The organism is Corynebacterium sp. (assembly GCF_030152825.1).
Taxonomy (GTDB): Bacteria; Actinomycetota; Actinomycetes; order Mycobacteriales; family Mycobacteriaceae; genus Corynebacterium.
Genome location: NZ_JASLIP010000045.1, coordinates 54947 through 81100, shown reverse-complemented (window position 1 = coordinate 81100; position 26154 = coordinate 54947). Strand labels below are relative to the sequence as shown.

At 66.0% G+C, this 26154-nt stretch carries 25 protein-coding genes; 8 read left to right on the top strand and 17 right to left on the bottom strand.

Features of this window, described 5'->3' with window-relative positions; all coding sequences use genetic code 11:
• The 3 genes from Q1V78_RS05540 to Q1V78_RS05530 all read left to right on the top strand — a co-directional run.
• Positions 1-831: ABC transporter ATP-binding protein (locus tag Q1V78_RS05540; RefSeq protein ID WP_300612488.1), on the top strand; the 831-nt coding region annotated here is incomplete at its 5' end.
• Positions 828-1736 (top strand): ABC transporter permease, encoded by a 909-nt coding sequence (locus tag Q1V78_RS05535; RefSeq protein WP_300612486.1) that lies wholly within the window; start codon positions 828-830, stop codon positions 1734-1736. The genes Q1V78_RS05540 and Q1V78_RS05535, both read left to right, overlap by 4 nt.
• Positions 1737-1876: 140 nt before the next feature.
• Positions 1877-2950: a COX15/CtaA family protein gene (locus tag Q1V78_RS05530; protein ID WP_300612502.1), complete on the top strand. Its 1074-nt coding sequence runs from the start codon at positions 1877-1879 to the stop codon at positions 2948-2950.
• Between the two features lie 172 nt (positions 2951-3122).
• On the opposite strand, the gene Q1V78_RS05525 is transcribed toward Q1V78_RS05530, so the two are convergent.
• The 3 genes from Q1V78_RS05525 to Q1V78_RS05515 form a co-directional block, all read right to left on the bottom strand.
• Positions 3123-3461 (bottom strand): SdpI family protein, encoded by a 339-nt coding sequence (locus Q1V78_RS05525; RefSeq protein WP_300612484.1) that lies wholly within the window; start codon positions 3459-3461, stop codon positions 3123-3125.
• 348 nt (positions 3462-3809) lie between these two features.
• Positions 3810-4148 carry an SdpI family protein gene (locus tag Q1V78_RS05520; RefSeq protein WP_300612482.1) on the bottom strand — a complete coding sequence of 113 codons (339 nt, stop codon included), beginning with the start codon at positions 4146-4148 and terminating at the stop codon, positions 3810-3812.
• Between the two features lie 89 nt (positions 4149-4237).
• On the bottom strand, positions 4238-5164 hold the full coding sequence (locus Q1V78_RS05515) for a heme o synthase (protein WP_300612500.1): 927 nt from the start codon (positions 5162-5164) through the stop codon (positions 4238-4240).
• Between the two features lie 352 nt (positions 5165-5516).
• Here Q1V78_RS05515 and tkt point away from each other — a divergent pair, with 352 nt between their 5' ends.
• The 5 genes from tkt (at position 5517) to pgl (ending at position 12364) form a co-directional block, all read left to right on the top strand.
• Positions 5517-7565: a transketolase gene (gene tkt, locus Q1V78_RS05510; protein WP_300612498.1), complete on the top strand. Its 2049-nt coding sequence runs from the start codon at positions 5517-5519 to the stop codon at positions 7563-7565.
• Positions 7566-7665: 100 nt separating this feature from the next.
• Positions 7666-8778 carry a transaldolase gene (gene tal / locus Q1V78_RS05505; protein WP_300612480.1) on the top strand — a complete coding sequence of 371 codons (1113 nt, stop codon included), beginning with the start codon at positions 7666-7668 and terminating at the stop codon, positions 8776-8778.
• 45 nt (positions 8779-8823) lie between these two features.
• Positions 8824-10359 carry a glucose-6-phosphate dehydrogenase gene (gene zwf / locus Q1V78_RS05500; RefSeq protein ID WP_300612478.1) on the top strand — a complete coding sequence of 512 codons (1536 nt, stop codon included), beginning with the start codon at positions 8824-8826 and terminating at the stop codon, positions 10357-10359.
• A 44-nt stretch (positions 10360-10403) separates the two neighbouring features.
• Positions 10404-11417: a glucose-6-phosphate dehydrogenase assembly protein OpcA gene (locus tag Q1V78_RS05495; RefSeq protein ID WP_300612476.1), complete on the top strand. Its 1014-nt coding sequence runs from the start codon at positions 10404-10406 to the stop codon at positions 11415-11417.
• A 44-nt stretch (positions 11418-11461) separates the two neighbouring features.
• A complete protein-coding gene (pgl, locus tag Q1V78_RS05490; protein ID WP_300612474.1) occupies positions 11462-12364 on the top strand; it encodes a 6-phosphogluconolactonase in 903 nt (300 codons plus the stop codon).
• A gap of 109 nt (positions 12365-12473) precedes the next feature.
• Here the strand turns inward: pgl and secG are convergent, their stop codons facing one another.
• From secG to rpe, 14 genes are all read right to left on the bottom strand, one after another.
• Positions 12474-12707: a preprotein translocase subunit SecG gene (secG, locus tag Q1V78_RS05485; RefSeq protein WP_070758920.1), complete on the bottom strand. Its 234-nt coding sequence runs from the start codon at positions 12705-12707 to the stop codon at positions 12474-12476.
• 120 nt (positions 12708-12827) lie between these two features.
• Positions 12828-13619: a triose-phosphate isomerase gene (tpiA, locus tag Q1V78_RS05480; protein WP_300612471.1), complete on the bottom strand. Its 792-nt coding sequence runs from the start codon at positions 13617-13619 to the stop codon at positions 12828-12830.
• A gap of 78 nt (positions 13620-13697) precedes the next feature.
• Positions 13698-14906, bottom strand: a complete 1209-nt coding sequence (pgk, locus tag Q1V78_RS05475; RefSeq protein ID WP_300612469.1) for a phosphoglycerate kinase — start codon at positions 14904-14906, stop codon at positions 13698-13700.
• Positions 14907-15016: 110 nt separating this feature from the next.
• The gene (gene gap, locus Q1V78_RS05470) at positions 15017-16042 is read right to left on the bottom strand and encodes a type I glyceraldehyde-3-phosphate dehydrogenase (RefSeq protein ID WP_300612467.1); all 1026 of its coding nucleotides are present in this window, start codon (positions 16040-16042) and stop codon (positions 15017-15019) included.
• 133 nt (positions 16043-16175) lie between these two features.
• Positions 16176-17162, bottom strand: a complete 987-nt coding sequence (whiA, locus tag Q1V78_RS05465) for a DNA-binding protein WhiA (protein ID WP_300612465.1) — start codon at positions 17160-17162, stop codon at positions 16176-16178.
• Positions 17163-17227: 65 nt separating this feature from the next.
• Positions 17228-18265, bottom strand: coding sequence for a uridine diphosphate-N-acetylglucosamine-binding protein YvcK (gene yvcK / locus Q1V78_RS05460; protein WP_300612463.1), 1038 nt, complete (start codon positions 18263-18265; stop codon positions 17228-17230).
• 87 nt (positions 18266-18352) lie between these two features.
• Entirely contained in the window at positions 18353-19237 is an 885-nt protein-coding gene (gene rapZ, locus Q1V78_RS05455) for an RNase adapter RapZ (protein ID WP_300612461.1), read from the bottom strand.
• Between the two features lie 5 nt (positions 19238-19242).
• The gene (gene uvrC / locus Q1V78_RS05450) at positions 19243-21333 is read right to left on the bottom strand and encodes an excinuclease ABC subunit UvrC (RefSeq protein ID WP_300612459.1); all 2091 of its coding nucleotides are present in this window, start codon (positions 21331-21333) and stop codon (positions 19243-19245) included.
• A 3-nt stretch (positions 21334-21336) separates the two neighbouring features.
• Positions 21337-21813, bottom strand: coding sequence for a PH domain-containing protein (locus Q1V78_RS05445; protein ID WP_300612457.1), 477 nt, complete (start codon positions 21811-21813; stop codon positions 21337-21339).
• Positions 21814-21864: 51 nt separating this feature from the next.
• Positions 21865-22347, bottom strand: a complete 483-nt coding sequence (gene ribH / locus Q1V78_RS05440) for a 6,7-dimethyl-8-ribityllumazine synthase (protein ID WP_300612455.1) — start codon at positions 22345-22347, stop codon at positions 21865-21867.
• 1 nt (position 22348) lies between these two features.
• Positions 22349-23617 (bottom strand): bifunctional 3,4-dihydroxy-2-butanone-4-phosphate synthase/GTP cyclohydrolase II, encoded by a 1269-nt coding sequence (locus Q1V78_RS05435; protein ID WP_300612453.1) that lies wholly within the window; start codon positions 23615-23617, stop codon positions 22349-22351.
• An 88-nt stretch (positions 23618-23705) separates the two neighbouring features.
• Positions 23706-24296, bottom strand: a complete 591-nt coding sequence (locus Q1V78_RS05430; protein WP_300612451.1) for a riboflavin synthase — start codon at positions 24294-24296, stop codon at positions 23706-23708.
• 68 nt (positions 24297-24364) lie between these two features.
• Positions 24365-25474 (bottom strand): bifunctional diaminohydroxyphosphoribosylaminopyrimidine deaminase/5-amino-6-(5-phosphoribosylamino)uracil reductase RibD, encoded by a 1110-nt coding sequence (gene ribD, locus Q1V78_RS05425; RefSeq protein WP_300612449.1) that lies wholly within the window; start codon positions 25472-25474, stop codon positions 24365-24367.
• A complete protein-coding gene (gene rpe, locus Q1V78_RS05420; RefSeq protein WP_300612447.1) occupies positions 25467-26153 on the bottom strand; it encodes a ribulose-phosphate 3-epimerase in 687 nt (228 codons plus the stop codon). Before rpe ends, ribD begins: the two co-directional genes overlap by 8 nt.
• Position 26154: the final 1 nt, after the last annotated feature.

Below are 26154 nucleotides of genomic sequence, written 5' to 3'. Positions count from 1 at the left end.
GAGATCCGGCTCTTCGGCCTGGACCCCGCCAAGGAATCCGACGCCGTGCGCTCCCGCATCGGTGTGATGCTGCAGGGCGGCGGTGCTTACCCGGGCATCCGGGTCGGCGAGATGCTCAAGTTGGTTGCCAGCTATAGCGAGGACCCGCTCGATACCGAGTGGCTGCTGGACATGGTGGGGCTTACGAAACACCGCTCCACCACCTATCGGCGTCTCTCCGGCGGGCAGCAGCAACGTCTTGCGCTCGCCTGTGCGCTGGTGAACCGCCCGGAGCTGGTCTTCCTCGACGAGCCCACCGCAGGGCTGGACGCACAGTCCCGGCACGCAGTGTGGGACATCGTGCGCTCCATGCGCCGCGACGGCGTGGGCGTCGTCCTCACCACCCACCTGCTCGACGAAGCGGAGGCGCTCTCCGACCGGGTCGTCATCATCGACAAGGGCAAGGTTGTCGCCGCCGGTACGCCGAAGGAACTCACCTCCGAGCGCTCAGGGGGCGGAAGCGGGCACACCTTCCAGGTCAGCGTCGACGCTGACCTCGACCGGGATCACTTCCACCGTGCACTCCTCGAGGCCAAGGCCGGCGCTGCGAAGGCAGCACAGGGGGCGCTGCTGGATGAGGCCAGCGGCGCCGTGTCAGCGCCATCGGTACGGGTCCGGGAGATCAAGCCACGCCAGTTCGCCGTGGAGGGCATCCCCGCCACTCCCGACGGTGTCCTGATGCTCGCGCTCGCCACCCGCGACTGCGCGACGATGATCACGAAGCTCGATAGCACTGAACAGACCCTGGAGGAAGTTTTCCTCTCGCTGACCGGATGGGAGATGCGTTCATGACTTCCGCGAACAACCTAGGCGCCCAAGGTGGCCAGCCCGCAGGGACGCCAGCGGGTCAGGGCTCCGGTGTTTCCGCAGACCCGGCTACCGAGACGGGGGCCGTGATGGAGGATGCGCCAGCAACCGGCGGCCGCTTCCCCGTCGGCACCTTTGAACCCGCCCCGAAACAGGCCAGCTTTCTGCGGATGTTGCTGGCACAGACCAAGATCGAGTCCCTGCTCTTCCTGCGCCACGGCGAGCAGCAGCTGCTTTCCTTGATCATCCCGGTTGGCCTGCTGCTGGGGCTGGCCCTGGTACCGGTCGTCCCGTTGGACGACCCCGTGGCTAGCGCGTTCCCGATGGTGCTCGCGGTGGCGATCATGGGTGCCGGTTTCACAGGCCAGGCCATCGCCGTGGCCTTCGACCGGCGCTACGGGGCGCTCAAGCGAATCGGCGCGGCTGGGGTTCCCACCTCTGCCCTCATCGCCGGCAAGATCGCCGCGGTGTTGATCGTGGTTGCCGTCCAGGTGCTGATCCTCACGGTTGTCGCCCTGCTGCTGGGGTGGTCACCACCGGGACTCGGGCTGGTGATCGCCGTGATTTTCCTCATCCTGGGTGTGGGCTGCTTCACCTCGCTGGGCCTGTTGCTCGGGGGTACCTTGAGCTCCGAGATGGTGCTGGCACTCGCGAACACCATTTGGTTTGTGCTGCTGGGCGCGGTTGGTTACTCCACCGTCGCCTCCGACCTGGGACCCCAGGCACAAACCCTGTTGCAGCTGATTCCATCCGTGGCGCTGGCCGCCGGGCTGGAAGAATCCTTCGCCGGCGGGGTCGACTGGTTCGCCATCGTCGTTCTCGCGGTCTGGGCGATCGTGGGTGCGGCCGCCGCCCAGAAGCTCTTCTCCTTCACCATCAAGGGCGATTAGATCAAGACAGCTTCTCACCGCCGGAACTGGCCTCAACGCAAAGTTTTGTGTGTGCTTGTTCACAGCCTGCTGTGGTGGGCCTCGCCTAGCGCGCGCCCTTTAGCTTTGCTCCCTCACCGCGACTAATCTTGAGTGCTGTGATGGATCCGATTAGCCAACAAGCAGCCCAAACGAACAACCCGTTGAGCCGGGCAATGCTGAAACTCTACGCAGCGATTTACCGCGCGGACCGCAAGGTCGGCCTGCCGCGCGAGGTGGACGCCGATGGCACCAAGGCCGTGAAGGTCCCGCGCCTCAAGACCCAGTGGGTGCTGACCCTCATCCTGCTGATCTGCCAGACGGGCATCACCTTCACCGGATCCCTCGTCCGCGTGACCGGCTCCGGCCTCGGCTGTGAGACCTGGCCACAGTGCCACCCGGGTTCCTTCGTGCCGGTCCCAGGGTCGGCGCCCTGGATTCACCAAATCATTGAGTTCGGCAACCGGATGCTGACCTTCGTGCTGGCCGTCGCCGCACTTGCCGCCTTCATCGCGCTGCTGCGCGCAGGGCGACGCTCCTCGATCCTCCACCTGTCCTTCATCCAGGGTCTGGGCATCATCGCCCAGGCCGTCATCGGTGGCATCAGCGTGCGCCTGGATCTGGCGTGGTGGATCGTCGCCGCCCACTTCCTGCCCTCCATGCTGCTCGTCTTCCTGGCTGCGGTCCTGCTCGTCAAGGTCACCGAGGACGACGACGCCCCTATCAAGCCTCAGATGCCGGCCGCCCTGCGCGTGCTCACCACGATGAGCGCCGTGGCGCTGGCCTTCACTCTGATCACGGGTGTGCTCGTCACGAGTGCGGGCCCGCACGCCGGTGACGAGGCAATCAAGCCGGAGCACCGCCTGCAGGTGAGCCTCGAATCCATCGCCCATATCCATGCCCACGCGATGTACCTCTACCTGGGCCTGACGATCGGCCTGATCGCAGCCCTCATCGCCGTGGTGGCCGCACCGCGCGTGCGGAAGGCTGCCGCCTGGATGTGCGCCGGCATTCTCTTCCAGGGCGTGGTGGGCATCATCCAGTTCTGGCTGGGCGTGCCCCGCTGGACTGTCCCGGTCCACGTCATCGGTTCCGGTCTGGTCACCCTGGCCACCGGCTACCTGTGGGCGCTGCGCTACCAGAAGACCCACGAGGAACAGAGCGAAACGGTGAGCCACGCCGTCCAGGGAGACTAAACGGGTTTCCCCACCCGGCTCATAGGACACACTCAAGCGCCGGGCAAACGCCCCCCAAAAAAACTTCCAGGAGCCGCAACATATCGACGCGGCCCGTGACGTGCACCAGCCCGGGTGGATCGTTGTTTTCCAACGGCTCGGCCCGGGCTTTCACCACGACGGGGAGCGAGACCTATTCGCTGATGGCTGTATGCGCCTTGCGCACCGCGAGCATAACCAGCACAAACGTGATCCCCGCAGTTGGCAGAGTTGCGAAGCCAATCTGCTCGTCACTGGCAAAGGTAAAGAAGATTCCACCGAGGATCATCGGCAGGCTGCTGGCTTTGAGATAGCCCGCAGCCGCCTTATGCCCCGTCGGCCAGGCCTCATCGCTGGAAAGCGTCTTGTGGGTCCTGACTCCGATCCAGTCATTGAGGGGCAGAGTTTCTGATCCGCCCTTCACCCCAACCCTCAGCAATATTGCGCCTCCGGCCAGGTAAGAAGTCACCATGATGATGGAAAAGAGTGGCATCGGTACTCCTCTTCGCTAGCAAAAAAATAACGGCCGCATCTGGGAGGATGCGGCCTGCGGAAACGGGGCAGATCCCCGGGTTAGCTCTCCAGTTTAGTTGCTGCGCATCTGCTAGATGGTGTCTCAGCCAATAACGGTGTCGACGGAGAGCGCAACGAAGAGCAGGGAGACTAAACGGGTTTCCGTCCCGGTGCATGCGAGACGCTCAAGCGCCGGGCAAACGCGTCCCCCGCCCATAAAGCCGGACAGGGGTCGCAACACATGTGCACGGCCCGTGACCCGCACAAGCCCGGGTCGACCATTGATTCCAACGGTTCCACCCCGGCTTTTCCACGACGGGAGCGATAGCTACCCGCTAATGGCGGCTTTCGCTTTGCTGGCCGCGAGGATCACCAGCACGAGCATGACTCCGACGGCCGGCAGGCTGGCCCACGCGATCTGCTCCTCGCTGGCGAAGATGAAGAAGATCCCACCGAAGATCATCGGCATGCTACTGACCTTGAGATAGCCCGCAGCCGCCTTGTGCCCCGTCCGCCAAGCCTTATCGCTGGCGAGCGTCTTGGAGGTCCTGATGCCGATCAACTCGTTGCGGGGCAGGGTCTCTGCGCCGGCTTTAACTCCGGTCCAGAGCAGCAGAGCTCCAGAGGCTACGTAGACGGCAACCATGAGGATGTTAATGATGCTCATCAGATTCCTTCCGGCAACCATAAATAACGGCCGCACCCTCCCGGATGCGGCCTGAGGAACGGGGCGATGCCCCGGGTTAGCTCTCCAGTTTAGTTGCCGAGCATCTGCCAGACGGTGTCCCAGCCAACAACAGCGTCGACCGAAAGGGCAACGAAGAGCAGGGAAAGGTAGTTATTCGAGAGGAAGAACAGCTTCATCGGCTTGACCGGCGTGCCCTCCTTGACCCCGCGGTGCAGGCCGTGGGCGCGGAAGATGAACCAGGCGCCGGAGGCCAGAGCCGCGACGGCGTAGATCCAACCCGCGGCGGGGACCAGAAGCAGCGAGGTGATGACCGTCGCCCAGGTGTACCAGAGGATCTGGCGGGTGACCTCCAGCGGCGGCTTGACCACCGGCATCATGGGTACGCCCGCGGCCTTGTAGTCCTCTCGGTAGCGCATGCCCAGCGCCCAGGTGTGGGGCGGAGTCCAGAAGAAGATCACCATGAACAGGATGATCGCCTGAATCCAGGAGCTCCAGCCGGCGTTGAAAGCGCCGCCGTTGTTATCCGTCACAGCTGCCCAGCCGACCATGACGGGCATGCAGCCGGCGGCCCCACCCCAGATGACGTTCTGCCAGGTGCGGCGCTTCAACCACTTGGAGTAGACGTAGACGTAGAACCAGATGGTCAGCAGGATGAACGCGGCAGACAGCGGAGAGTGCACGAGGAAGGTCAGCCACAGCACGCTGGCGATCATCAGCACCCAGGCAAAGATCTTCGCGTGTTCGACCGGAACCGTGTCCTTGGCCAGCGGGCGGCGGCGCGTGCGGCGCATCAACTGGTCAATGTCGTAGTCGACGACCATGTTGAATGTATTGGCGGAGGCCGCGCCCATCCAGCCACCGATGAGGGTGAGGATGATCAGGCCGAGCTCAATCTCACCGCGATTGGCCTGGAGCATCGCCGGGATCGTCGCGACGAGGAGCAACTCGATGACCCGGGGCTTGGTCAACGCTAGATAAGCCTTGACCGCATCCAAGATTCCATTCACGAAGCCTTCTGCCTCCACTTCTCCACGTCTTATCCGCCTATACGCTACCCGAGCGCATTCTGTGGGCGAAACTGCGCCGATACCGCGAGTCGCCAGATTGGGGGCCGGATTGGGGACATTTGATCAAGCCCTCTTGAGTAGTCGAAAAGGCGGCTTGAAAAGTTCCCGCTGCCCCGAGAACGCAGTTTTTCTCGGTGGCCGGTAGATTGAATTATGCATAGCTAGGCCTCGCTCGCCCGTTCGTGGCAGAGAGAGCCCAACACCCGAGTACTTCACACCCCGAGGAAGGCCCAAGTTCGTGTCTTATAATCCGAATCTCCCTGCCGAGCTCCAAGCATTGATGGTCCGCAACTTCCCTGCGGATTGGTCTGAGAAGGACACCCGGGCAGTCGACCTTGCCCGCGTGCTCGCCGCCGATGCGGTGGAGAAGTGCGGTTCGGGGCACCCGGGCACCGCGATGAGCCTCGCCCCCCTGGCCTACACGCTCTACCAGCGCGTACTGCGCCACAACCCGAAGAACCCCACCTGGCTTGGCCGCGACCGTTTCATCCTCTCCTGTGGCCACTCTTCGCTCACCCAGTACATCCAGCTGTACCTGGGCGGTTTCGGCCTGGAGCTTGAGGACATCAAGCAGCTGCGCCAGTGGGGCTCCCTGACCCCGGGCCACCCGGAGGTCGGCCACACCGACGGCGTGGAGATCACCACCGGTCCGCTCGGCCAGGGCCTGGCTTCCGCTGTGGGCATGGCGATGGCAGCTCGGCGCGAGAAGGCACTCTTCGACCCGAACGCCGGCGACGGCGACTCCCCCTTCGACCACTTCGTCTACGTCATCGCCTCCGACGGCGACGTCCAGGAGGGCATCACCGCCGAGGCAGGCTCCCTGGCAGGTACCCAGGAGCTGGGTAACCTCATCGTCTTCTGGGACGATAACGGCATCTCCATCGAGGACGACACCACCATCGCCTTTACCGAGGACGTCGCCGCCCGCTACGAGGCCTACGGCTGGCAGGTCCTGGAGGTCACCGGCGAGGACGTCGAAGGCATCCTGGACGCCGTGGAGCGCGCGAAGCAGGAGAAGAACAAGCCGACCTTCATCCGCATGCGCAGCGTCATCGCCTACGGCGCGCCGACCGCAGTGAACACCGGCGCTTCGCACGGCGCGGCCCTGGGTGCCGAGGAGCTCTCCGGGGTCAAGGAGAACCTGGGCTTCCCGGACGAGCCCTTCCCGGTTGAAGAGGAGATCATCGAGCACACCCGCCAGCTCATCGCCCGTGGTGAGGCGGCGGAGGCCGAGTGGCGCAAGAGCTTCGACGCCTGGGCTGAGGCCAACCCCGAGAATAAGGCGCTCTTCGACCGCCTCTTCGCCGGCGAGCTGCCGGAGGGCTTCGACGCTGACCTGCCGAGCTACGAGGCCGGCGAGTCCGTCGCAACCCGCAAGGCCTCCGGTGCCGCGCTCCAGGCCCTGGCGAAGAAGATGCCGGAGCTGTGGGGCGGCTCCGCCGACCTGGCCGGTTCCAACAACACCCTCATCAATGGTGAGGACTCCTTCGGTCCGACCAGCATCTCCACCTCTACCTTCACCGCCTCCCCAACCGGCCGGAACCTGCACTTCGGCATCCGGGAGCACGCGATGGGCGCGATCATCAACGGCATCGCCCTGCACGGCCCGACCCACCCGTACGGTGCGACCTTCCTGCAGTTCTCCGACTACATGCGCGCCTCTGTCCGCCTGGCCGCGCTGATGAGCACCGATAGCTACTTCGTGTGGACGCACGACTCCATCGGCTTGGGCGAGGACGGGCCGACCCACCAGCCGATTGAGCACCTGGCTGCGCTGCGCGCGATCCCGAACCTTGCGGTGATTCGCCCGGCTGATGCGAACGAGACCTCCGCCGCGTGGGCCGAGGCGCTCGAGGCTCCGGTCGCGCCGAAGGCCATGATCCTTACCCGCCAGAACGTCCCGGTCCTGGAGGGCACCAAGGAGAAGGCCCGCGAGGGTGTGCGCCGCGGTGGCTACATCCTCCGCGAGTCCTCCACCGACACCCCGCAGGTCATCCTCATTGGTACCGGCTCCGAGGTGCAGCTGGCCGTGGCTGCGGCCGAGGCGCTCGAGGCCGAGGGCATCGGCACCCGTGTGGTGTCCATGCCGGTCGTCGAGTGGTTCAAGGCCCAGGACCAGGCCTACCGCGACGAGGTGCTGCCACCGTCCGTGACCGCCCGCGTCTCCGTCGAGGCGGGCATCGCGATGCCGTGGCACGAGTTCACCGGCTTCGGTGGGCGCAATATCTCCATCGAGCACTTCGGTGCCTCGGCGGATTACCAGCGCCTCTACCAGGAGTACGGCATCACGGCAGAGGCTGTCGCCGACGCCGCCCGCGAGCTCGTCTAGCCAGCTCGTTACGGCGCGCTCCCCCGGCGTTTTTTGGCGGGTTTTCTGCCCGGGGGAGCAAAGTCGAAACCATCACCTGCCAGCAGTAGGCTGGTGAGCGATGAACACTCCAAGCAATATCCAGAAACTCGCTTCCGCTGGCACCTCCGTGTGGCTCGACGACCTGTCCCGGCCACGCCTGACCAGCGGTGAGCTCGCCTCCCTCATCGATGCCAAGGGCATCGCGGGAGTGACGACCAACCCAGCCATCTTCGCGGCTGCCATGTCCCAGGGGGATGCCTACGACGAGCAGCTGCGCGAGCTCGCTGCTGCCGGCGTCGACGCCGACGAGGCAGTTTTCGCCATGGCTGTTAAGGACGTGCGGGATGCCTGCGACGTTCTGGCTGGTGTCCACGCGCAGACAGGTGGGGTCGACGGCTGGGTCTCCCTCGAGGTCGACCCTCGCCTCGCCCACGATGCCGCCGGGACGGTCGCCCAGGCCAAGGAGCTGGCGGCTCAGGTTAATCGCGCAAACCTGATGATCAAGATCCCCGCGACCACCGAGTGCCTGCCCGCGATCAGCGAGGTGCTGGCCGCAGGCATCAGGGTCAACGTGACCCTCATCTTCAGCGTGGAGCGTTACGAGCAGGTCATGGAGGCCTTCATCGAGGGCATCGCCGCCGCCGAGAAGGCGGGCCAGGACATCAGCAAGATCCACTCTGTTGCCTCCTTCTTCGTCTCCCGCGTGGACAGCGACATCGATCCGCAGCTGGCTGAGAAGGGTGCGGAGGCCGCAGCGCTGCAGGGCAAGGCGGCACTCGCCAACGCCCGCCTGGCCTACGCCTCCTACCTCGACAACCTCGCCAATAACCCCCGCTGGCAGGAGTTCGTGGGCCGTGGGGCGAACACCCAGCGCCCGCTGTGGGCGTCCACCTCCGTGAAGAACCCGGAGTACCCAGACACCCTCTACGTCACCGAGCTCGCGGGCCCCAACACCGTCAACACGATGCCGGAGGCCACCCTCGACGCGACGATTGACCACGGCGAGACCACCGGCGACCAGCTGAGCGGGCGTGCCAGCGAGTCCCTCGAGGTCTTTTCCGCGCTCACGAGCGCCGGAATCGACCTGCCGGAAGTCTGGCAGCGCCTGGAGACTGAGGGCGTGCAGAAGTTCGAGCAAGCCTGGAATGAGCTTCTCGAGACCCTGCGCGAGCAGCTCGCGAAGGTCAAGTAGTTTTCCGCCATAAGTACCGCCAATCGGAAAGGGGATCGCTTCGACGTGGGCGCTTCACAGGAGAACCTCAACAACCCGCTGCGCAATCCGCAGGATAAGCGCCTCCCGCGCATCGCCGGCCCCGGCGGCTTGGTGATCTTCGGGGTCACCGGCGACCTGGCACGCAAGAAGCTGCTGCCCGCGATTTACGACCTCGCCAACCGCGGCCTGCTGCCCCCGGGCTTCTCCCTGGTGGGCTACGGGCGACGCGCGTGGAGCAAGGCGGAGTTCGAGGCCCAGGTTCTGGAGAGCGTGAAGGCGGGAGCCCGCACCCCGTGGCGCGATGCGGTCTGGGACCGGCTCGCCGAAGGCATCGAGTTCGTCCAGGGCGACTTCTCCGACGACGCCGCTTTCGACAAGCTCGCCGCCGTCACCGCCCGGCTCGACGAGCAGCGCGGAACGTCCGGGAACTGGGCCTTCTACCTCTCCGTTCCCCCACAGCACTTTTCCAGCGTGATCCACCAGCTGCAGCGCTCCGGAATGGCCCGCAGCGAAAACGGGTGGCGCCGGGTGGTCATCGAGAAGCCCTTCGGCCACGACGAGGCCTCCGCGAAGGAGCTCAACGACGTCGTCAACGAGGTCTTCCCGGAGTCCGATGTTTTCCGCATCGACCACTACTTGGGTAAGGAAACGGTCCAGAACATCCTGGCGCTGCGCTTCGCCAACCAGCTTTTCGACCCGCTGTTTAACTCCCACTACATCGACCACGTGCAAATCACGATGGCCGAGGACATCGGGCTTGGCGGGCGCGCAGGCTACTACGACGGCATCGGTGCCGCCCGAGACGTCCTGCAAAACCACCTGCTGCAGCTGCTCGCCCTCATCGCCATGGAGGAACCCGTGGCCTTCAACCCCGCAGAGCTGCAGAGCGAAAAGATTAAGGTGCTGCGCGCCACCCGACCCGTCGGCCCCTTCGCGAAAACTACCGCACGGGGCCAGTACACCGCGGGCTGGCAGGGCAGCGTTCCGGTGTGCGGCCTGCGGGAGGAGGAGGGCTTCGACCCGGAGTCCACCACCGAGACCTTTGCGGCGGCCACCTTCGAGATCTCCTCCCGTCGCTGGGCGGGGGTGCCCTTCTACCTGCGCACCGGCAAGCGCCTGGGCCGCCGGGTGACGGAGATCGCGCTGGTGTTCAAGAAGGCCCCGCACCTGCCGTTCGTGGACGGCCAGACCACCGCCCAGGGCAGCAATATGCTGGTGATCCGCGTTCAGCCCGAGGAGGGCGTGCTCATGCGCTTCGGCTCCAAGGTGCCTGGCTCCGGAATGGAGGTCCGCGATGTGAACATGGACTTCTCCTACTCCGAGTCCTTCACGGAGGAATCGCCTGAGGCCTACGAGAGGCTGATCTTGGACGCCTTCCTCGACGAAGCGAGCCTCTTCCCCACCAACGAAGAGGTCGAGCTCTCCTGGCGCATCCTGGACCCCATCCTGAAGTCCTGGGAGAGCCACGGCGCCCCGGAGGACTATCCAGCCGGCACGTGGGGTCCACCGGGAGCAGACGAGCTCATGTCCCGCAGCGGCCGCCAGTGGCGCCGCCCATAAGCCCGCTTCCCCACCATTCAAGCGAGAGAAGGAAGAGTTCCGGCATGATCATCACGCTTCCGAACACCAGCACCCGTGAGGTGACCCAGCGGCTCAACAAAGCCCGCGAGGAGCGCGGCGAGGTCGCGTCTGGCCGCGTGCTCACCGTGGTCGTCAGCTCGACCGCAGCAACCCCGCTGGAGTCAATCCTGGTGCCGGTCACCGACGCCGCCCGCGAGCACCCCGCCCGCGTGATCATCCTGCAGGAAGCCGATGGTCCCAGCGACGAGCCGCGCTTGGACGCGCAGATCCACCTAGGCGGTAAGGCCGGTGCCTCCGAAATCATCGTGCTAAGCCTGCATGGCGGCCTGACCGAGCACGAGGATTCCATCGTGCGCCCACTGCTGCTGCCGGACACCCCGATCGTCGTCTGGTGGCCGGGAGATGCGCCCCGCAACCCCGCAGCCGACCCACTTGGGGTGCTAGCGGATCGCCGCATCACGGACGTCAACGCGGAGACCACCACCCGCAGCATTTACCGGCGCCGCACCACCTACTCCCGCGGGGATTCCGACCTCGGGTGGAGCCGCATCACCCTGTGGCGGGCCCTGCTGGCCTCCACGCTGGATCAGCCGCCCTTCGAGCCGGTGGAGTCCGCTGAGGTTACCGGGCCCGCCGACGACGCCGCCGTGGACCTGGCGGCGGGTTGGCTCGCCGACCAGCTGGGGGTTCCGGTAAAGCGGATCACTTCCGACGCCCCGGTCCCTCCCGTCGACGCCGCTGGACACGAGACCGTCCCGGTCCAGAGAACGGTTCTCAACCGCGCGGGTGCGGACATCACCGTCGCTGTTCAGGACGCCCACACCGCCGAGGTCACCGTCGGGACGCGACGTTCCCTGGTGGCCCTGGCTCCCCGCGATCTGGGCGACTGCCTCGCCGAGGAGCTGCGCCACCTGGATTCCGACTACGCTTTCGGGCGGGCCCTCCGTGGACTGGTTCGGGTTAATCGCCCTCGCCGCAGCGGCGAGACGGTCACCCGCATCGTCGAGGACCTGGAGAGCCTCGAGTCCCAGCGTTAAGCACTTCTTCCCTACCCAGTTGTGGCTGAACACAAGGAGAAAGCATGACCGCAGATAACCGTGCAGAACGCAGCACCATCGACGGCACCGTGAGCGACGGTGGCGTCACCGTCATCCAGAATGCTGACCAACGAGGCCTGGCTGCTGCCGCGGCCCGGGAGCTCGTGCGCGCGGTCACGAAGATCCAGCGCGAATACTCCGGCGTCCACGGCGATGGGGTCGCACGCGTCGTTCTGACGGGCGGGGGTGCTGGGATCCAGACGCTCCGCGAGCTCGCGGTGCTGGATCACGCCGCCACCACGGCCGCGGAGGACTTCCCCATCGATGCCATCGACTGGTCCCGGGTGCTGGTCTTCTTTGGCGACGAGCGTTTCGTGCCAGCGGATGACGCGGAGCGCAACGAGAAGCAGGCGCGCGACGCGCTGCTGGACCATATCGCGATCCCGGCGGAGAACATCGTGCGCTACCTTGCCCCCACCGGGTCGGCTCCGAATGATGGTGCGGAGCTGGATGAGGCAGCCCGTGACTACGAGGAGAAGCTGGCCCGCCTGGCGCCGCAAGGCTTCGACGTCCACCTGCTGGGCATGGGACCCGAAGGGCACATCAACTCCCTGTTCCCCCACACCCCTGAGCTGCTGGAGGCCACTGGTGAGGTGGTGGCGGTGCGTGACTGCCCCAAGCCCCCGCCGGAGCGGGTCAGCCTCACGATCAACGCGGTGAACCGGGCAGCCCAGGTGTGGCTGCTGGTCTCCGGGGCTGAGAAGGCCGAGGCTGCCCAGCAGGTGGCCAACGGGGGCAATGGGGCCCAGTGGCCGGGCGCGATCGTGGCGGGCATGGAGCGCACCGTGCTGTGGGTCGATGAGGACGCCTCCCCATGGCTGGCCGAGGGCGCCAGCGACTCTGCTACGGTCGCGGCCACAGAGGACGCCGAGAACGCCGAGAACTAGGTATAGGTAGCACGAAGCCCCGCTCGCAAGACTGACGAGCGGGGCTTAAAACTATTGAGCGTCGCTAGCCCAACGCAGCGACGCTAGTTTTCGGTGTCGCGAGAACTGCTTAGCCGTAGTGCAGAACCAGGTTCAGCGCGATGATGCACAGCAACCACACGACGCCGGTGCCGACGGTGAGCCGGTCCAGGTTCTTCTCTGCGACCGTGGAGCCGGAGAGATTGGTCTGCATACCGCCGCCGAAGAGGCTGGACAGGCCGCCACCCTTGCCCTTGTGCAGCAGCACGGACAGCCCCAGCAGCAGGCTGGTGATGACAAGGAGAATCTGGAGAGTGAGGATCAAAGCCTTAAACCTTTAAAAACTTCTCGCTGAAGAATCTAACTAACAGAATAAATCTACCCATCCAGGCGGGCGGCGGGCAATTCGGCGCGCCGCCCGATCGGCGGGAATGTTGCGTGCCGACTAGCTGACGGACGCCGCGACGAGGCGGGCGAACTCTGCACCGTCGAGGCTTGCGCCGCCGACCAGCCCGCCGTCGATGTCTGGCTGCTCCATCAGCTCGCCGATGGACTCCCGCTTCACGGAGCCACCGTAGAGGACCCGGATGCCAGCGGCGACGTCCTCTCCTCCCAGCTCAGCGAGCGCCTCGCGGACCGCGGCGCAGACCTCCTGCGCATCCGCGGCGGAGGCGACCTTGCCGGTGCCGATGGCCCAGACGGGCTCGTAGGCGAGCACGATCTTGGAGAGCTCCTCCCCACCAAGGCCGGAAAGCGATGCCTTGAGCTGGTCGACAACGTAGCCCACGTGATCGTCCGCCTCACGAACCTCCAGCGGCTCGCCGACGCAGACGATCGGGGTCAGACCGTGCTTGAGCGCGGCACGCGCCTTCGCGGCGACCGTCGCATCGTCCTCACCGTGGTACTGACGGCGCTCAGAGTGACCGACGACCGCGAAGCTGCAACCCAGCTTCGCGAGCATCGCACCGGAGACCTCACCGGTGTACGCGCCGGAGTCGTGGGCAGAGACATCCTGGGCGCCATAGCTGATCTGCAGCTTGTCACCCTCGACGATCGTCTGCACGGAGCGGATGTCGGTGAACGGCGGCAGAACCGCGACGTCCACTCGCTCGTAGTACTCCTTCGGCAGAGCGAAGGAAAACTTCTGCACCACCTGGATCGCCTCGAGGTGGTTGAGGTTCATCTTCCAATTGCCCGCGATCAGGGGCTTGCGCTTGACGGCGCTGTGAGCTGCCACTCAAGAATCCTTTCTGTGACTTCCCCCGCCCCGGGCCCGGGTGCGGGAAATCGGCGGGTTGTGGCCGGGTAGCTCGGACTAACCCAGTACCTCGACGCCCGGCAGGGTCTTGCCCTCCAGGAACTCCAGGGAGGCGCCGCCACCGGTGGAGATGTGGCTGAAGCCCTCCTCGTCCAGTCCCAGGGTCCGCACAGCGGCAGCGGAGTCGCCGCCACCGACCACGGAGAAGGCGCCGGCGTCGGTGGCCTTGATGATGGCCTCGGCGACCGCCTTGGTTCCAGCGGCAAACGCCGGGAACTCGAAGACACCCATCGGGCCATTCCAGAAGACAGTCTTCGCCTCGCCAAGCACCTCAGCGAACGCGGCCGCGGACTCTGGGCCGATATCCAGGCCCATCCAGCCGGACGGGATCTCGGAAAGACCGACGGCCTTGTGCTCGGCGTCCTTGGCGAAGTTTTCTGCAGCGACGACGTCCGTCGGCAGGACGATGACGTCGCCGAAGCGCTCCAGCAGGTCCTTGCAGGTGTCGATCATGTCTTCCTGGAGCAGGGAGCCACCGACGTCGTGGCCCTGGGCAGCCAGGAAGGTAAAGCACATGCCACCGCCGATGATGAGACGGTCGACCTTCGGTGCCAGCGCCTCGATCACGCCCAGCTTGTCGGAGACCTTGGAGCCTCCCAGCACGACCGCGTACGGGGCCTCCGGGGCGCCCGAGACCTTCTCAAGAACCTCGAGTTCCGCGGAGACCAGGCCACCGGCGTAGCTCGGCAGCTTCTTGGCCACGTCGTAGACACTGGCCTGCTCGCGGTGGACCACACCGAAGCCGTCGGAGACGAAGGCACCGTTATCGGCGGTGAGCTCGGCCAGCTCCGCGGCGAACTCCGCGCGCTCGGCGGCGTCCTTAGAGGTCTCGCGGGGGTCGAAGCGGACGTTCTCCAGCAGCAGGATGTCGCCGTCGTCCAGGCCATTGGCGCGCTCGTGGGCGTCCTCCCCCGTCACGTCGCCAGCCAGCGGAACCCACTGGTCGAGGCGCTCAGCGAGAGCCTCAGCAACCGGTGCCAGGGACAGTTCCGGGTCGACCTCGCCCTTGGGGCGGCCCAGGTGGGCGGCGACGATGACGCGAGCCCCCTCGTCCAACAGGGCACGCAGCGTCGGGATGGACGCGTCGATACGGCCCGGGTCGGTGATCTCCCCGTCAGCCAGCGGAACGTTCAGGTCCGAACGAACCAGCACGTGGCGGCCTTCCACGCTTTGGGCCAGAAGGTCCTTGAGGGTCTTTACTGCCATGAAACTCGACATCCTTTGAAAGAAGCTTGAGGGAAAGTTTTCTGCTCGCACCCACGCTCAGCGGCCGGAAGCCACCGGGCGTGCGCGATAAGTAACCGCTGCGATTCTACCTAGAGGCGGGCGCCGATATAGTCAGCCAGGTCCGCGAGTCGGCAGGAGTATCCCCACTCGTTGTCGTACCAGGAGACAACCTTGACCTGAGAGCCGATAACCTTCGTCAGCTCCGAATCGAAAATCGTGGAGTGCGGGTCACCGATGATGTCGGTGGAGACGTAGGGCTCCCCGTTGGAGTACAGGGCGATGCCCGACAGCGGCCCCTCCGCGGCGTTGCGCAGGGCGTTGTTGACGGACTCGACGGTCACCGGCTTGCTGGCCTCAAAGGTGAGGTCAACCAGGGAGCCGTTGATGACTGGCACGCGCACGGCGTAGCCATCCAGCTTGCCTTCCAGCTCCGGCAGCACCAGGCCGACGGCACGGGCAGCACCGGTGGAGGTCGGGACGATGTTTTGCGCGGCGGCGCGGGCACGGCGCAGGTCCTTGTGCGGGGCGTCGTGGATGCGCTGATCACCGGTGTAGGCGTGGACGGTGGTCATCAGGCCACGCTCGATACCGAAGGCGTCGTTCATGACCTTGGCCAGCGGTGCGAGGCAGTTGGTGGTGCAGGAGGCGTTGGAGACGACGGTGTGCTTCTCCGGGTCGTAGTCCTCGTGGTTGACACCCATGACGAGGGTGGCGTCGACCTCCTTGCCCGGTGCGGAGAGCAGCACCTTCTTCACGCCGGTCTCGAGGTGGCCGTGGGCCTTTTCGTTCTTCGTGAACTGGCCGGTGCACTCCACGACGATGTCCACGCCGGCCTCGGACCAAGGGATGGATGCCGGATCCGGCTCCGCGAAAGTGCGGATGGTCTCCTCGCCGATGCGAAGAGAGTGTTCGGAGTGCAGCACCGGCTCGCCGAGGCGGCCCATGACGGAGTCGTACTTCAACAGGTTCGCCAGGGTGGCGTTGTCGGTCAGGTCGTTGATCGCGACGATGTTGAGGTGCGGGTGCATCTCGCGCACCGCGCGGAAGAAGCTGCGCCCCACGCGACCGAAGCCGTTGATTCCGATGTTGATTTTCTTCTGGTTGCTAGCTGGCATGCTTATTGCCCCTGTCCTTTCGCTTCCTCGGTCCCCGTGGGGCCGGGTGCCGGCGGATGTCATCAGCCGCCGGCGGAGTATCTATTGCTCGTGGTGTTGGGTGTTGGAGGCTTCCAGTTCCCGATCTTAGGGATTATTCGACGTCCTGGAAGAGATCCTCTGTCACCGCCGCGTGGGTGTCCGGGATATTCAGCTCCTCGGCTCGCTTATCCGCCATCGAGAGCAGGCGGCGGATGCGGCCGGCCACCGCGTCCTTCGTCATCGGCGGTGTCGCCAGCTGGCCGAGTTCCTCCAGGGAGGCCTGCCGGTGCTTGACGCGTAGCTGACCGGCTTCGGCGAGGTGGGTGGGAACATCCTCACCCAGGATCTCCAGAGCCCGGTCCGCCCTGGCGGCAGCGGCCACCGCCGCACGGGCGGAACGGCGCAGGTTCGCATCGTCGAAGTTGGCCAGACGGTTCGCCGTGGCACGAACCTCCCGCCGCATGCGGCGCTCCTCCCAAACCAGGCGCGTGGCCTGCGCCCCCATCAGGGTCAGCAGCGCGCTGATCGATTCGGCGTCCTTGACCACAACGCGGTGCACCCCGCGGGTCTCGCGGGTCTTCGCGGTCACACCGATTCGGCGCCCCGCGCCCACGAGGGCGAGCGCCGCCTCATTGCTCGGGGTCGCGACCTCGAGCGCGCAGCTGCGACCAGGCTCCGTGAGGGTGCCGCGCGCGAGGAATGCGCCCCGCCACGCTGCCACGCAGGCGGACTTTGGGCCGCCGATGATCGTCCGTGGCAGCCCCTGCACGGGCCTTCCTGCGCGGTCGATCAGCCCGGTGCGGCGGGCAATCTCCGTGCCGCCCTTGATCCACTTCACGATGTAGCGCGCGCTCTTGCGCAGGTTGCCTGCGCCGATGATCTGCAGCTGCGCCTCGTGGTGGTAGAGCTGCTCCACAAATTCCATCAGGCGCCGCGCCGTCGCGGAGCTGTCCACCTCGGACTCCACCACGATCTGTCCGGCGACCAGATGCAGCGCGCCGCTATAGCGCAGCAGTGCTGCCACCTCGGCGTTCATGTCCTCAGCGCGAACGACGCTGACGCGGGCGATCTCGTCCTTCACATCGGCGGTGAGAGCCACGGCTTGATTACCTCTTTCCTCTTCACATTCTCTTCAACCCGGGTGCCATGTGGGCCCCGTGGGTTCTACCGGGCGCGGTGCTTCGCGGCGATGTCCGCCAGGGCGGCGGCCAGCTTCTTGGGTTTGTGCCGGTCAGTCCAGCGCCCCCGGTTGTCGTCCTCCCGGACGTCAGCGCAGATCAGCTCCGCCCCCATCGACGCCGCCGCGCGTTCGATGTGGGTGCCCATCGTCCCGCCCGGCATGGTGGACTGGTCGATCAGCATGTAGTCCACGTTCAGGTCGCGGGCGTGTTGGTGCAGCATGTGGACGTGATGCTCCTGGGAGAAACCGGAGGTCTCCCCGGCTTCTGCCACGAGGTTCAACACCACCACGGTCGGGGCCTGCGACTCGTTGAGAGCTTCAACGATCCCCGGAACCAGCAGGTGCGGAATCACCGAGGAGAACCAGGACCCGGGACCAAGAGTGATGAGGTCGGCGTCCTTGATCGCTGCGACGGCCGGCGCAGCAGCCGGCGGGTTGGCCGGGTGAACACGCACCCGACGCACCTCCCCGATGGTGGTGGCCACGGCAACCTGGCCGCGAACCTGCACGCTCTCTCGGGGGTCCTTCGCCAGCCCCAACACATCCGCCTCCAGATCCAGAGGCACGGTGCTCATTGGCAGAACCCGGCCCTTCACACCCAGCATCTTCGCGAGCGTATCCAGGGCGGCGATGTCGTCGCCCAGCACCTGGGAAATGCCGGTGATGAGGAAGTTACCGATGGCGTGACCGTTGAGAGCCCCATTTCCGCCGAAGCGGTGCTGTATGACTTCTTCCCAGAAGCGTCCCTTGTCGCTGTCCTGGGTCAATGCTGCCAGCGCCATGCGCAGATCTCCCGGCGGGAGGCAGTCCAGTTCCCGGCGCATGCGACCCGAGGAGCCGCCGTCGTCCGCGACGGTGACGACGGCGGTCACGTGATCCGCGATGGTGCGCCCCGCGCGCAGGGTGGCGAAGAGTCCGTGGCCACCACCGAGCGATACGAGGCGCTCGAGGGGCTTGTTACCCGTGTCAGTAGCGGGCGGGGTGGTCGGGTTATCGACCACGGGGTGATCGTTATGAGACATGAGGTGCAACTTCCCGGTGAGCTGTGTGTGCTCCCCACACGACGGGGAACGAAGGGGTGAAGGAAAAGTCCAGTGCGTCGGCGACCATCAGCCGCGTTCCAGATCGCGGTGCCTGGTCCGGACCTCCACTCCCCGTTCCCGCAGCCGAGCAGAGACCTCCTCGGTCACTGCGACGGACCGGTGGTGGCCGCCGGTGCATCCGATACCGATGCTTAGGAACCCCTTCCCCTCGCGGTGAAAGCCCGGCAGCATGGCCAGCAGCATCGACTCGAAGGACTCCAGGAATCCCGGGGCGTCTTGCTGGCTCAACACGTAGTCGGAGACCGGCTTGTCCACGCCCCGCAGGCCCCGGAGCTCGGGAACCCAGTACGGGTTTGGCAAGAAGCGCACATCCAGGAGGATGTCCACGTCCCGGGGAGCCCCGTGCTTGAAGCCGAAGGACTGGAGGACCACCCGCGTGCTGTCTGCACCTGCGCCCGAGAACTTCATTTCCAGGATGCGGCGGAGGTCGTGGATGCTGGTGCTGGAGGTGTCGACCACAATGTCGGCTTCCTGCTTAATCCCGTTCAGCATCTCGCGCTCGCGGTCGATGCCGCTCTGCAGCGGATCGCCGTCCTGCAGCGGGTGGGAGCGGCGCACCTCGTCAAAGCGGGAAATCAGGGCCTCGTCGGACGCCTCCAGGAAGAGCACGATGGGCTTGCGCCCGGAGTCGACCAGCTTCTCGAGCACCCCCGTCAGGCTGCCGGCAAAAGAACGCGACCGCACGTCGGTGACGATCGCCAGCTTTTCTACCGGGGATTCCGCGTCAAAGCTAAGCTCCACCATCCGGACGATCAACTCCGGCGGGAGGTTATCCGTGACGTACCAGCCCATTTCCTCGAGGACGGCCGCGGCGGTGCGGCGGCCAGCACCGGACATGCCGGTGACGAGGATTAAGGAGGGTTCTTTTTTCGGCGGGGTCATGCTGACCATAGTAGCTACCCCGCAGGCTTAGTGGGGCGGTGCTGTACCGCCTCGTGCACCTTTTCGGCCAGCGCAGGGCCGAAGCCGGGCACCTTGGCGATCTCCTCGACGCTGGCGGCGCGCACCTTCGCCACGGAACCGAAGTGTTTCACCAGCTCCTGCCGACGTTTCGGGCCCAAACCAGGGACCTCGTCCAATACGGAGGCGCGCATGCGCTTGCTGCGCTGCTGGCGGTGGAAATTGATCGCGAATCGGTGCGCCTCGTCACGGATGTGCTGCACGAGATAGAGGGCGTCGGAATCGCGCGGAATGATCACCGGGTACGGGTCCTCCGGCAGCCATAGCTCCTCCAGGCGCTTGGCGATGCCCACCAGGGTCACGTCGTTGACGCCCAGCTCGTCCAGCACCTTCTGCGCGGCGTTGACCTGCGGTGGGCCGCCGTCGACGATGAACAGCTGCGGCGGGTAAGCGAAGGCGCGCTTCGGCTCCTCGCCTGCCGCCTGCTCCAGTTCTTCCTCGCCTTCCAGCCGGTCGCCGGCGTCATCGCCGGTCGGGACTGCAGTGATGTCCTCCTTGTGCCGCAGAAAACGACGACGGACGACCTCGGCGATCGAGGCGACGTCGTCGGAATGTCCGTCGCCCGCGGCGTCCCGGATCTTATAGCGACGGTAGTCGGCCTTCTTCGGCAGGCCGTCTTCGAAGACGACGAGGCTGGCGACGACGTCCGTTCCCTGGATGTGGGAAATGTCCGTGCACTCAATGCGCAGGGGCGGCTCGTCCATCCAGAGAGCCTCCTGAAGGTCACGCAGGGCTGCGGAGCGTGCGGTGATGTCCCCGGAGCGCTTCAATTTGTGCTGTACCAACGCCTGGGTTGCGTTGGTGTGCGCGTTGCTCAGCAGCGCCTTCTTATCGCCGCGCTGCGGCACCCGGATGGTGACCTTGGAGCCACGAAGTTCGCTGAGCCACGCACCGAGGCGGGCATTGCCGGCGGGTAGCTCGGGCACCAGCACCTCGCGGGGCACGGGCGAAACCTGCACATCCCCCACCAGGTCCCCGAGCTCCGCGGCCGAGGCCGGGTTGATGACCGTGGCCAGGTCGACGTCGACATGCGAGCTCGCGGCACCGCCGACCGCCGTTTCCGTCGCGGCGACTAGCTCGGCCTCCCCGCCGTAAAACTGCGTGATGAACTGGCCGATCATCTCCGCACGGGTTTCGTCGGAATGCTCCACCACCCAGCCACGCTGGCCGTGGATGCGACCGCCACGGACGTGGAAGATCTGGATCGCGGCCTCCAGCTCGTCCTGCTCGATGGCAAGCACGTCGGCATCCGTGGCATCAGAGAACACCACCGCCTGCTTCTCCATCGCCTTCTCCATGGCCTGCAGCTGATCACGCAGGCTCGCAGCCCGCTCGAAGTCCAGGTTCTCGGCGGCCTCCTCCATCTCGCCGCGCACCCGGCGCAGCACGGGCTCGGTGTTGCCCGCCAAAAAGCTACTGAACTGGTCGACGAGTGCGCGGTGCTCGTCCTCGGTAACCTTGCCGACGCACGGCGCGGAGCAGCGGTCGATATAGCCCAGCAGGCAGGGCCTACCCAAGGCCTCGTGCCGGCGGAACACGCCGGGCGCGCAGGTACGGATCGGGAAGACCCGGGTGAGGGACTCCAGGGTCTCGCGGATCGCCCAGGCTTTCGGGTACGGCCCAAAGTAGCGCACGCCCTTGCGGCGCGGCCCACGGTAGAGATAGGCGCGCGGGAAGCGATCCTTCACGCTGATGGCCAGCATCGGGTACGTCTTATCGTCCCGGTACATGACGTTGAAGCGCGGGTTGAAGCGCTTAATCCACGTGTACTCGAGATTGAGGGCCTCGAATTCGCTGCCCACGACAGTCCACTGCACCCGGTTGGCGGTTTGCACCATCGTGCGGGTGCGCGGGTGCAGCTGGCTTAAGTCCTGGAAATAATTGGACAGGCGAGCCCGGAGGTTCTTGGCCTTGCCCACGTAGATGACGCGGTCGTGCTTATCGCGGAAAGTGTAGACCCCCGGCTGCGTGGGGATGGTGCCGGGGGCCGGCCGATAATCGACGGTGTTGGGGGTGCGTTCCGCCACCGGCTAGTCCTCCGGCATGTAGCGGTCCTCAAGCAGGCGGAACCGCTCGACGTTCGCGGCGATGGTCTCCTTGTCGTAGATATTCAGTGCCATCATCGGCACGAACTCGAAGTCCGGGAGCTCCAACCGCGCCATCTTCGCCTTGGCCGGGAAGGAGAGGCCGTGGATGATCTGCCAGGGGTAAAACTGCGCGTTGGCGATGTTGCGCACCTCAACTCCGCGCTCATCAATGCGGACGCGGGGGCGCAGCAGGAAGAGGCAGACGCCGGAGAAGAGCAGCCCGATGCCGATGAAGGACCACTGGTCCGCCGAGGTCAGCGTCACGCCGGTGTCGCCGATGCCAACGATGATGGCCATGATGATGTGGATGATCATGATGACGACGACACCGATGATCGCGATCCGCTTGAGGAACGGCGAACGGGCCTCAAAGAGCCACTGCCCCTTGGCCGGTGCTGCCTGCGACACTGGGTTACTCATCTGTGAAACTCGACCGCTCTCCTCGTTCGTACTGCCACAACGTATCGGCTACTACCCTACCGCCGCGATCTGGCGGAGAACTAATGCGGCGTGGATGGCCGCGGTCGCGGAGTCCGCGCCCTTGTTTTCCTTGGCATCCGGACCGCCCGCGCGGTCGACGGCCTGCTGGTAGTTGTCGACGGTGAGCACGCCGTTGCCGATCGGCACACCCGTATCCAGGCCGACGCGGGTCAGTCCGTAGGTGACGGCATCGCAGACCACGCGGAAGTGCTCGGTCTCACCTTCAATGACGCAACCCGTGGCGATGACGGCGTCGAAGTTCTTGCAGGCTGCGGCCACGACGACGGGCAGCTCGAGGGCACCGGCCACCCGCCAGTCCTCGACGCTGGCGCCGAGCTCGCGGGCAGCGGTGATGGCCTCGGCGTGGAGCTTATCGGTGATCTCGGAGTTCCACTGGGCGCTGATCACGGCGATACGCAGGCCCTCTGCTGCGCCGGGGCCCAGGTTGATCTGTGGGATACCTTCGGCTGGCATGCTAGTTCTCCTTCTCGGCTGCGGCGGTAGCCGGTACGACGTTGAGGTTGTCGAGCTGGTGGCCCATCTTGTCCCGCTTGGTCTGCAGGTAGCGGGCGTTGTCCTTCGTTGCCGGTGGCTGCACCGGGATGCGGCCGGTGACGGAGACGCCGAAGTTCTCAAGGCTCTGCTTCTTCGCCGGGTTATTGGAGATCAGGTGGACGCTCTCGATCCCGAGTTCCTTGATGATCGACGCTGCCGCGCTGTACTCGCGGGCGTCGGCTGGCAGGCCCAGGGCGGTATTCGCCTCCACGGTGTCCAGGCCCTCGTCCTGGAGGACGTAGGCACGCAGCTTCGGCACCAGGCCGATCCCGCGGCCTTCCTGGTTGCGCAGGTAGATGACGACGCCGTGGCCCTCGTCCTGGACTGCCTCCATGGCGGCGTGGAGCTGTTCGCCGCAGTCGCAGCGCAGGGAGCCGAAGACGTCGCCGGTGAGGCACTCGGAGTGCACGCGGACTGGGACGTCCTGCTGGCCGGTGACGTCCCCGTGGACGAGGGCCACGTGCTCGGTGCCGTCGACGAGGCTGGTGTAGCCCACGGCGCGGAACTCGCCGCGGGTGGTCGGCAGGCGGGCCTCGGTGCTGCGCTCCACGGTCTGCTCGGTGGCGCGGCGGTACTCGATGAGCTGCTCGATGGAGACCATGCGCAGGCCGTGCTCGTCGGCGAATCGGCGCAGCTCCGGGCCACGAGCCATGTCGGTGGGGTCGTCCTCGGAGACGATCTCGCAAAGCACGCCGACGGGAGCCCGGCCGGCGAGCCGGGACAGGTCGACGGAGGCTTCGGTGTGGCCTTCGCGGGTGAGCACGCCACCGCGGCGGGCGCGCAGTGGGACGATGTGGCCCGGCCGGGTGAAGGCCTCGGGGCCAAAGCTCTCGTCGGCCAGGCGAGTGATGGTTTCGCAGCGGCTGCGGGCGGAAATGCCGGTGGAGCCGGTGGCCGCATCCACGGTGACGGTGTAGGCGGTCGAGCGGGCATCCTCGTTGCGGGCGACCATCGGCGGCAGGTTGAGCGCGTCGGCGCGGTCATCCTCCATGGCAACGCAGATGTAACCAGAGGTGTAGCGCACCATGAAGGCCACGAGCTCTGGGGTTGCCAGATCCGCGGCGAAGATCAGGTCGCCTTCGTTTTCGCGGTCTTCATCATCGACGACGACCACCGCTTTTCCGGCGGCAATTTCGGCGATGGCGGATTCGACGGAATCCAGGACTAGCGAGTCTCGTTCAGCGGTCATAGCTTCTTTCCAACGATGCCACCCTCGCCCGGTCGGGGCGGGTGACTGTAGGCTTGTCGAATTCTTCTTTGTGGTTTGTTGCGGCGGGTCAGCGGTCGAGCATGGCGCGGACGTATTTCGCAAGCACGTCGCATTCGATATTGACCTTATCCCCCGGCTGGAGTTCGCCCAGCATCGTGGCCTCCAAAGTGGCGGGGATGAGGCTGACCTCGAAGAGTCCATCGGCTAGTTCCGCGATGGTCAGGGAGGTGCCGTTGACTGCAATCGATCCCTTTTTCACCAGGTAGGTGGCAAGCTCCGGGTCGTCAAGCTGGAAACGGAAGACCTCCCAATGCTCGGATGGCACGCGTTCCTGCAAGGTAGCGGTGCCGTCGACGTGTCCCTGGACGACGTGTCCGCCGAAGCGCCCCTGGGCGGACATCGCGCGCTCCAGGTTGACGGACGCCCCCTCGGAGAGCGTGCCCAGCGACGTGTAATCGAGGGTGACCTTCATGACGTCAGCGGTGAAGCCGGTGTCGTCGAAGTCGGTGACGGTCAAGCAGACGCCATTGACGGAGATGGAGTCTCCCAGGCCGGCATCAGAGACCACTCGCGATGCGGCGACGCGGATGCGCGCGGCGTCGGGAAGCCTCTCGATCTTCTCGACGTGACCGATCTCTTCGATGATTCCGGTGAACACAGCCATCCTCTCTGACGTCTGGGCCAAAACTACCAATGATGATATATCTTCTTGCGCTTAAGCACGGGTCAATCCCCGGTCTGGCGTTGCGCCAGCCAGAGGATGTCCTCGCCGATGCGCTGAACACTACGGGTGGCGAAGCGCTGCAGATCCGTGATCGACGTATTGCCGATGCCGCCGGCTCCCAGTGCTGGTAGGCCGCGCGGCAACCAGGCGGGGGCAAGATAGGCCCGGATCTCGTCGACCAGGCCGTAGGCAAGGAAGCTTCCCGCAAGTTCGGGTCCGCCCTCCACCAGCACATCCGAGATGCCCTGCCGGCGCAGCTCCGCCAGCGCGACATGGAGATCCCGGGTTGCCAGGTGCTGGCCTGCCGGCGCGTGAGTGCCAGCTTGCAGGAGGCGAGCGTTCGTGGGGAGTTCCCGCTGCCCCAGCGCGAAGCGCAGCGGCTGCCGAGGGCCTTCCACCCCGCCGGGCCGTGCGGTGAGCTGCGGGTTATCGGCCAGGACGGTTCCGGTGCCCACGAGGATCGCCTCCCGGTACTGCCGGTCGGCGTGGACGTCCGCGCGGGCGGGTACACCGGTGATCCACTGGCTCGTGCGGTCCGTGGCAGCAGCCAGGCCATTGAGGGTGCTGGCGAACTTCAGCGTGACGTGCGGCCTGCCCAAATGCGCGGCGCGCAGCCAGGGTTCCACGCTGAAACGGTGCTCCCCCAGGTGGAAGGGCTCAAGATAGGGGCCGGTGACGGTCACGCCGGCAGCGCGCAGGCGCTCGCCTCCCCCGCCCTCGGTCTTGCCCGGGTCGGCGAAGAGGTAGTGCACCTCCGCGATTCCGGTGGCGATCAGGGCCTCCGCACACGGCCCGGTGCGTCCGGTGTGGTTGCAGGGCTCCAAGGTGACGTAGGCGGTAGCGCCCGCGGCACGCGCGCCGGCGGCCTGCAGCGCGACCACCTCAGCGTGTCTGCCGCCTGCCGGCTCGGTCGCTCCCCGGCCCAGAATCTCGCCGGCCGCGCCCACAATCACGCAGCCCACTGGCGGGTTCGGCCAGGTATTGCCCGCAGCGTGCCAGCCCATCTCGTCGGCCAGCAGAAATTCCGCCGGGAGATCCGCTGGAACCTCGGTCCGCGACGGGGCCGTCCCCTGCTTTGCAGCCTGGGAACCGCGCTGGGGGGTGTTAGGCACGTGCGTTGGCCTCCGCGGCCGCGCGGATCTCACGGATCGCCTGATTGCGGTCCTCCTTGCCGAAGACCGAGGAACCCGCGACGTAGACGTCGACCCCGGCCTCGGCAGCCTCCGCGGCCGTCTCCGGTCCAATACCGCCGTCGATTTCGATGAGGGTGTCCAGCCCCTCAGCGTCGATGCGTTCGCGCAGAGCGCGCACCTTATCCAGCACCTCGGGCATGAACTTCTGCCCGCCGAAACCTGGCTCCACGCTCATCACCAGGACGAGGTCGAACTCCGCCAGGTGCTCCAGCAACGGCTCCACCGGGGTATTCGGCTTGATGGACACCCCTGCCTTGGTCCCGGCGGCGCGCAGGGCGCGGGCCAGCGCCACCGATTCCTCGACCCCGCCGGCAGCCTCCACGTGGAAGGTGACGTTGTCGAAGTCGGTGTACTCCTTCACCCAGCGCTGCGGGTCTTCGATCATGAGGTGGACGTCGAGGAACTGCTCGGTCTTCCCGATCAGGGACTTGGCGACTGGAGCGCCGAAGGAAAGGTTGGGGACGAAGTGGCCGTCCATCACGTCAATGTGCACCCACTCGGCGTCCGAAATGGCCTCGACTTCCGCGCCAAGGGCGGAGAAATCCGCGGCGAGGATGGAGGGGGCGATGATGGTCTGCTGTCCGTTGGCTGTGCTCATA

Coding starts and splice junctions, on each gene's coding strand:
- Q1V78_RS05535 (WP_300612486.1), top strand. CDS start 828: ATGACTTCCGCGAACAACCTAGGCGCCCAAGGTGGCCAGCCCGCAGGG.
- Q1V78_RS05530 (WP_300612502.1), top strand. CDS start 1,877: ATGGATCCGATTAGCCAACAAGCAGCCCAAACGAACAACCCGTTGAGC.
- Q1V78_RS05525 (WP_300612484.1), bottom strand. CDS start 3,461: ATGCCACTCTTTTCCATCATCATGGTGACTTCTTACCTGGCCGGAGGC.
- Q1V78_RS05520 (WP_300612482.1), bottom strand. CDS start 4,148: ATGAGCATCATTAACATCCTCATGGTTGCCGTCTACGTAGCCTCTGGA.
- tkt (WP_300612498.1), top strand. CDS start 5,517: ATGGTCCGCAACTTCCCTGCGGATTGGTCTGAGAAGGACACCCGGGCA.
- tal (WP_300612480.1), top strand. CDS start 7,666: ATGAACACTCCAAGCAATATCCAGAAACTCGCTTCCGCTGGCACCTCC.
- Q1V78_RS05495 (WP_300612476.1), top strand. CDS start 10,404: ATGATCATCACGCTTCCGAACACCAGCACCCGTGAGGTGACCCAGCGG.
- pgl (WP_300612474.1), top strand. CDS start 11,462: ATGACCGCAGATAACCGTGCAGAACGCAGCACCATCGACGGCACCGTG.
- pgk (WP_300612469.1), bottom strand. CDS start 14,906: ATGGCAGTAAAGACCCTCAAGGACCTTCTGGCCCAAAGCGTGGAAGGC.
- gap (WP_300612467.1), bottom strand. CDS start 16,042: ATGCCAGCTAGCAACCAGAAGAAAATCAACATCGGAATCAACGGCTTC.
- yvcK (WP_300612463.1), bottom strand. CDS start 18,265: ATGTCTCATAACGATCACCCCGTGGTCGATAACCCGACCACCCCGCCC.
- rapZ (WP_300612461.1), bottom strand. CDS start 19,237: ATGGTCAGCATGACCCCGCCGAAAAAAGAACCCTCCTTAATCCTCGTC.
- Q1V78_RS05445 (WP_300612457.1), bottom strand. CDS start 21,813: ATGAGTAACCCAGTGTCGCAGGCAGCACCGGCCAAGGGGCAGTGGCTC.
- ribH (WP_300612455.1), bottom strand. CDS start 22,347: ATGCCAGCCGAAGGTATCCCACAGATCAACCTGGGCCCCGGCGCAGCA.
- Q1V78_RS05435 (WP_300612453.1), bottom strand. CDS start 23,617: ATGACCGCTGAACGAGACTCGCTAGTCCTGGATTCCGTCGAATCCGCC.
- rpe (WP_300612447.1), bottom strand. CDS start 26,153: ATGAGCACAGCCAACGGACAGCAGACCATCATCGCCCCCTCCATCCTC.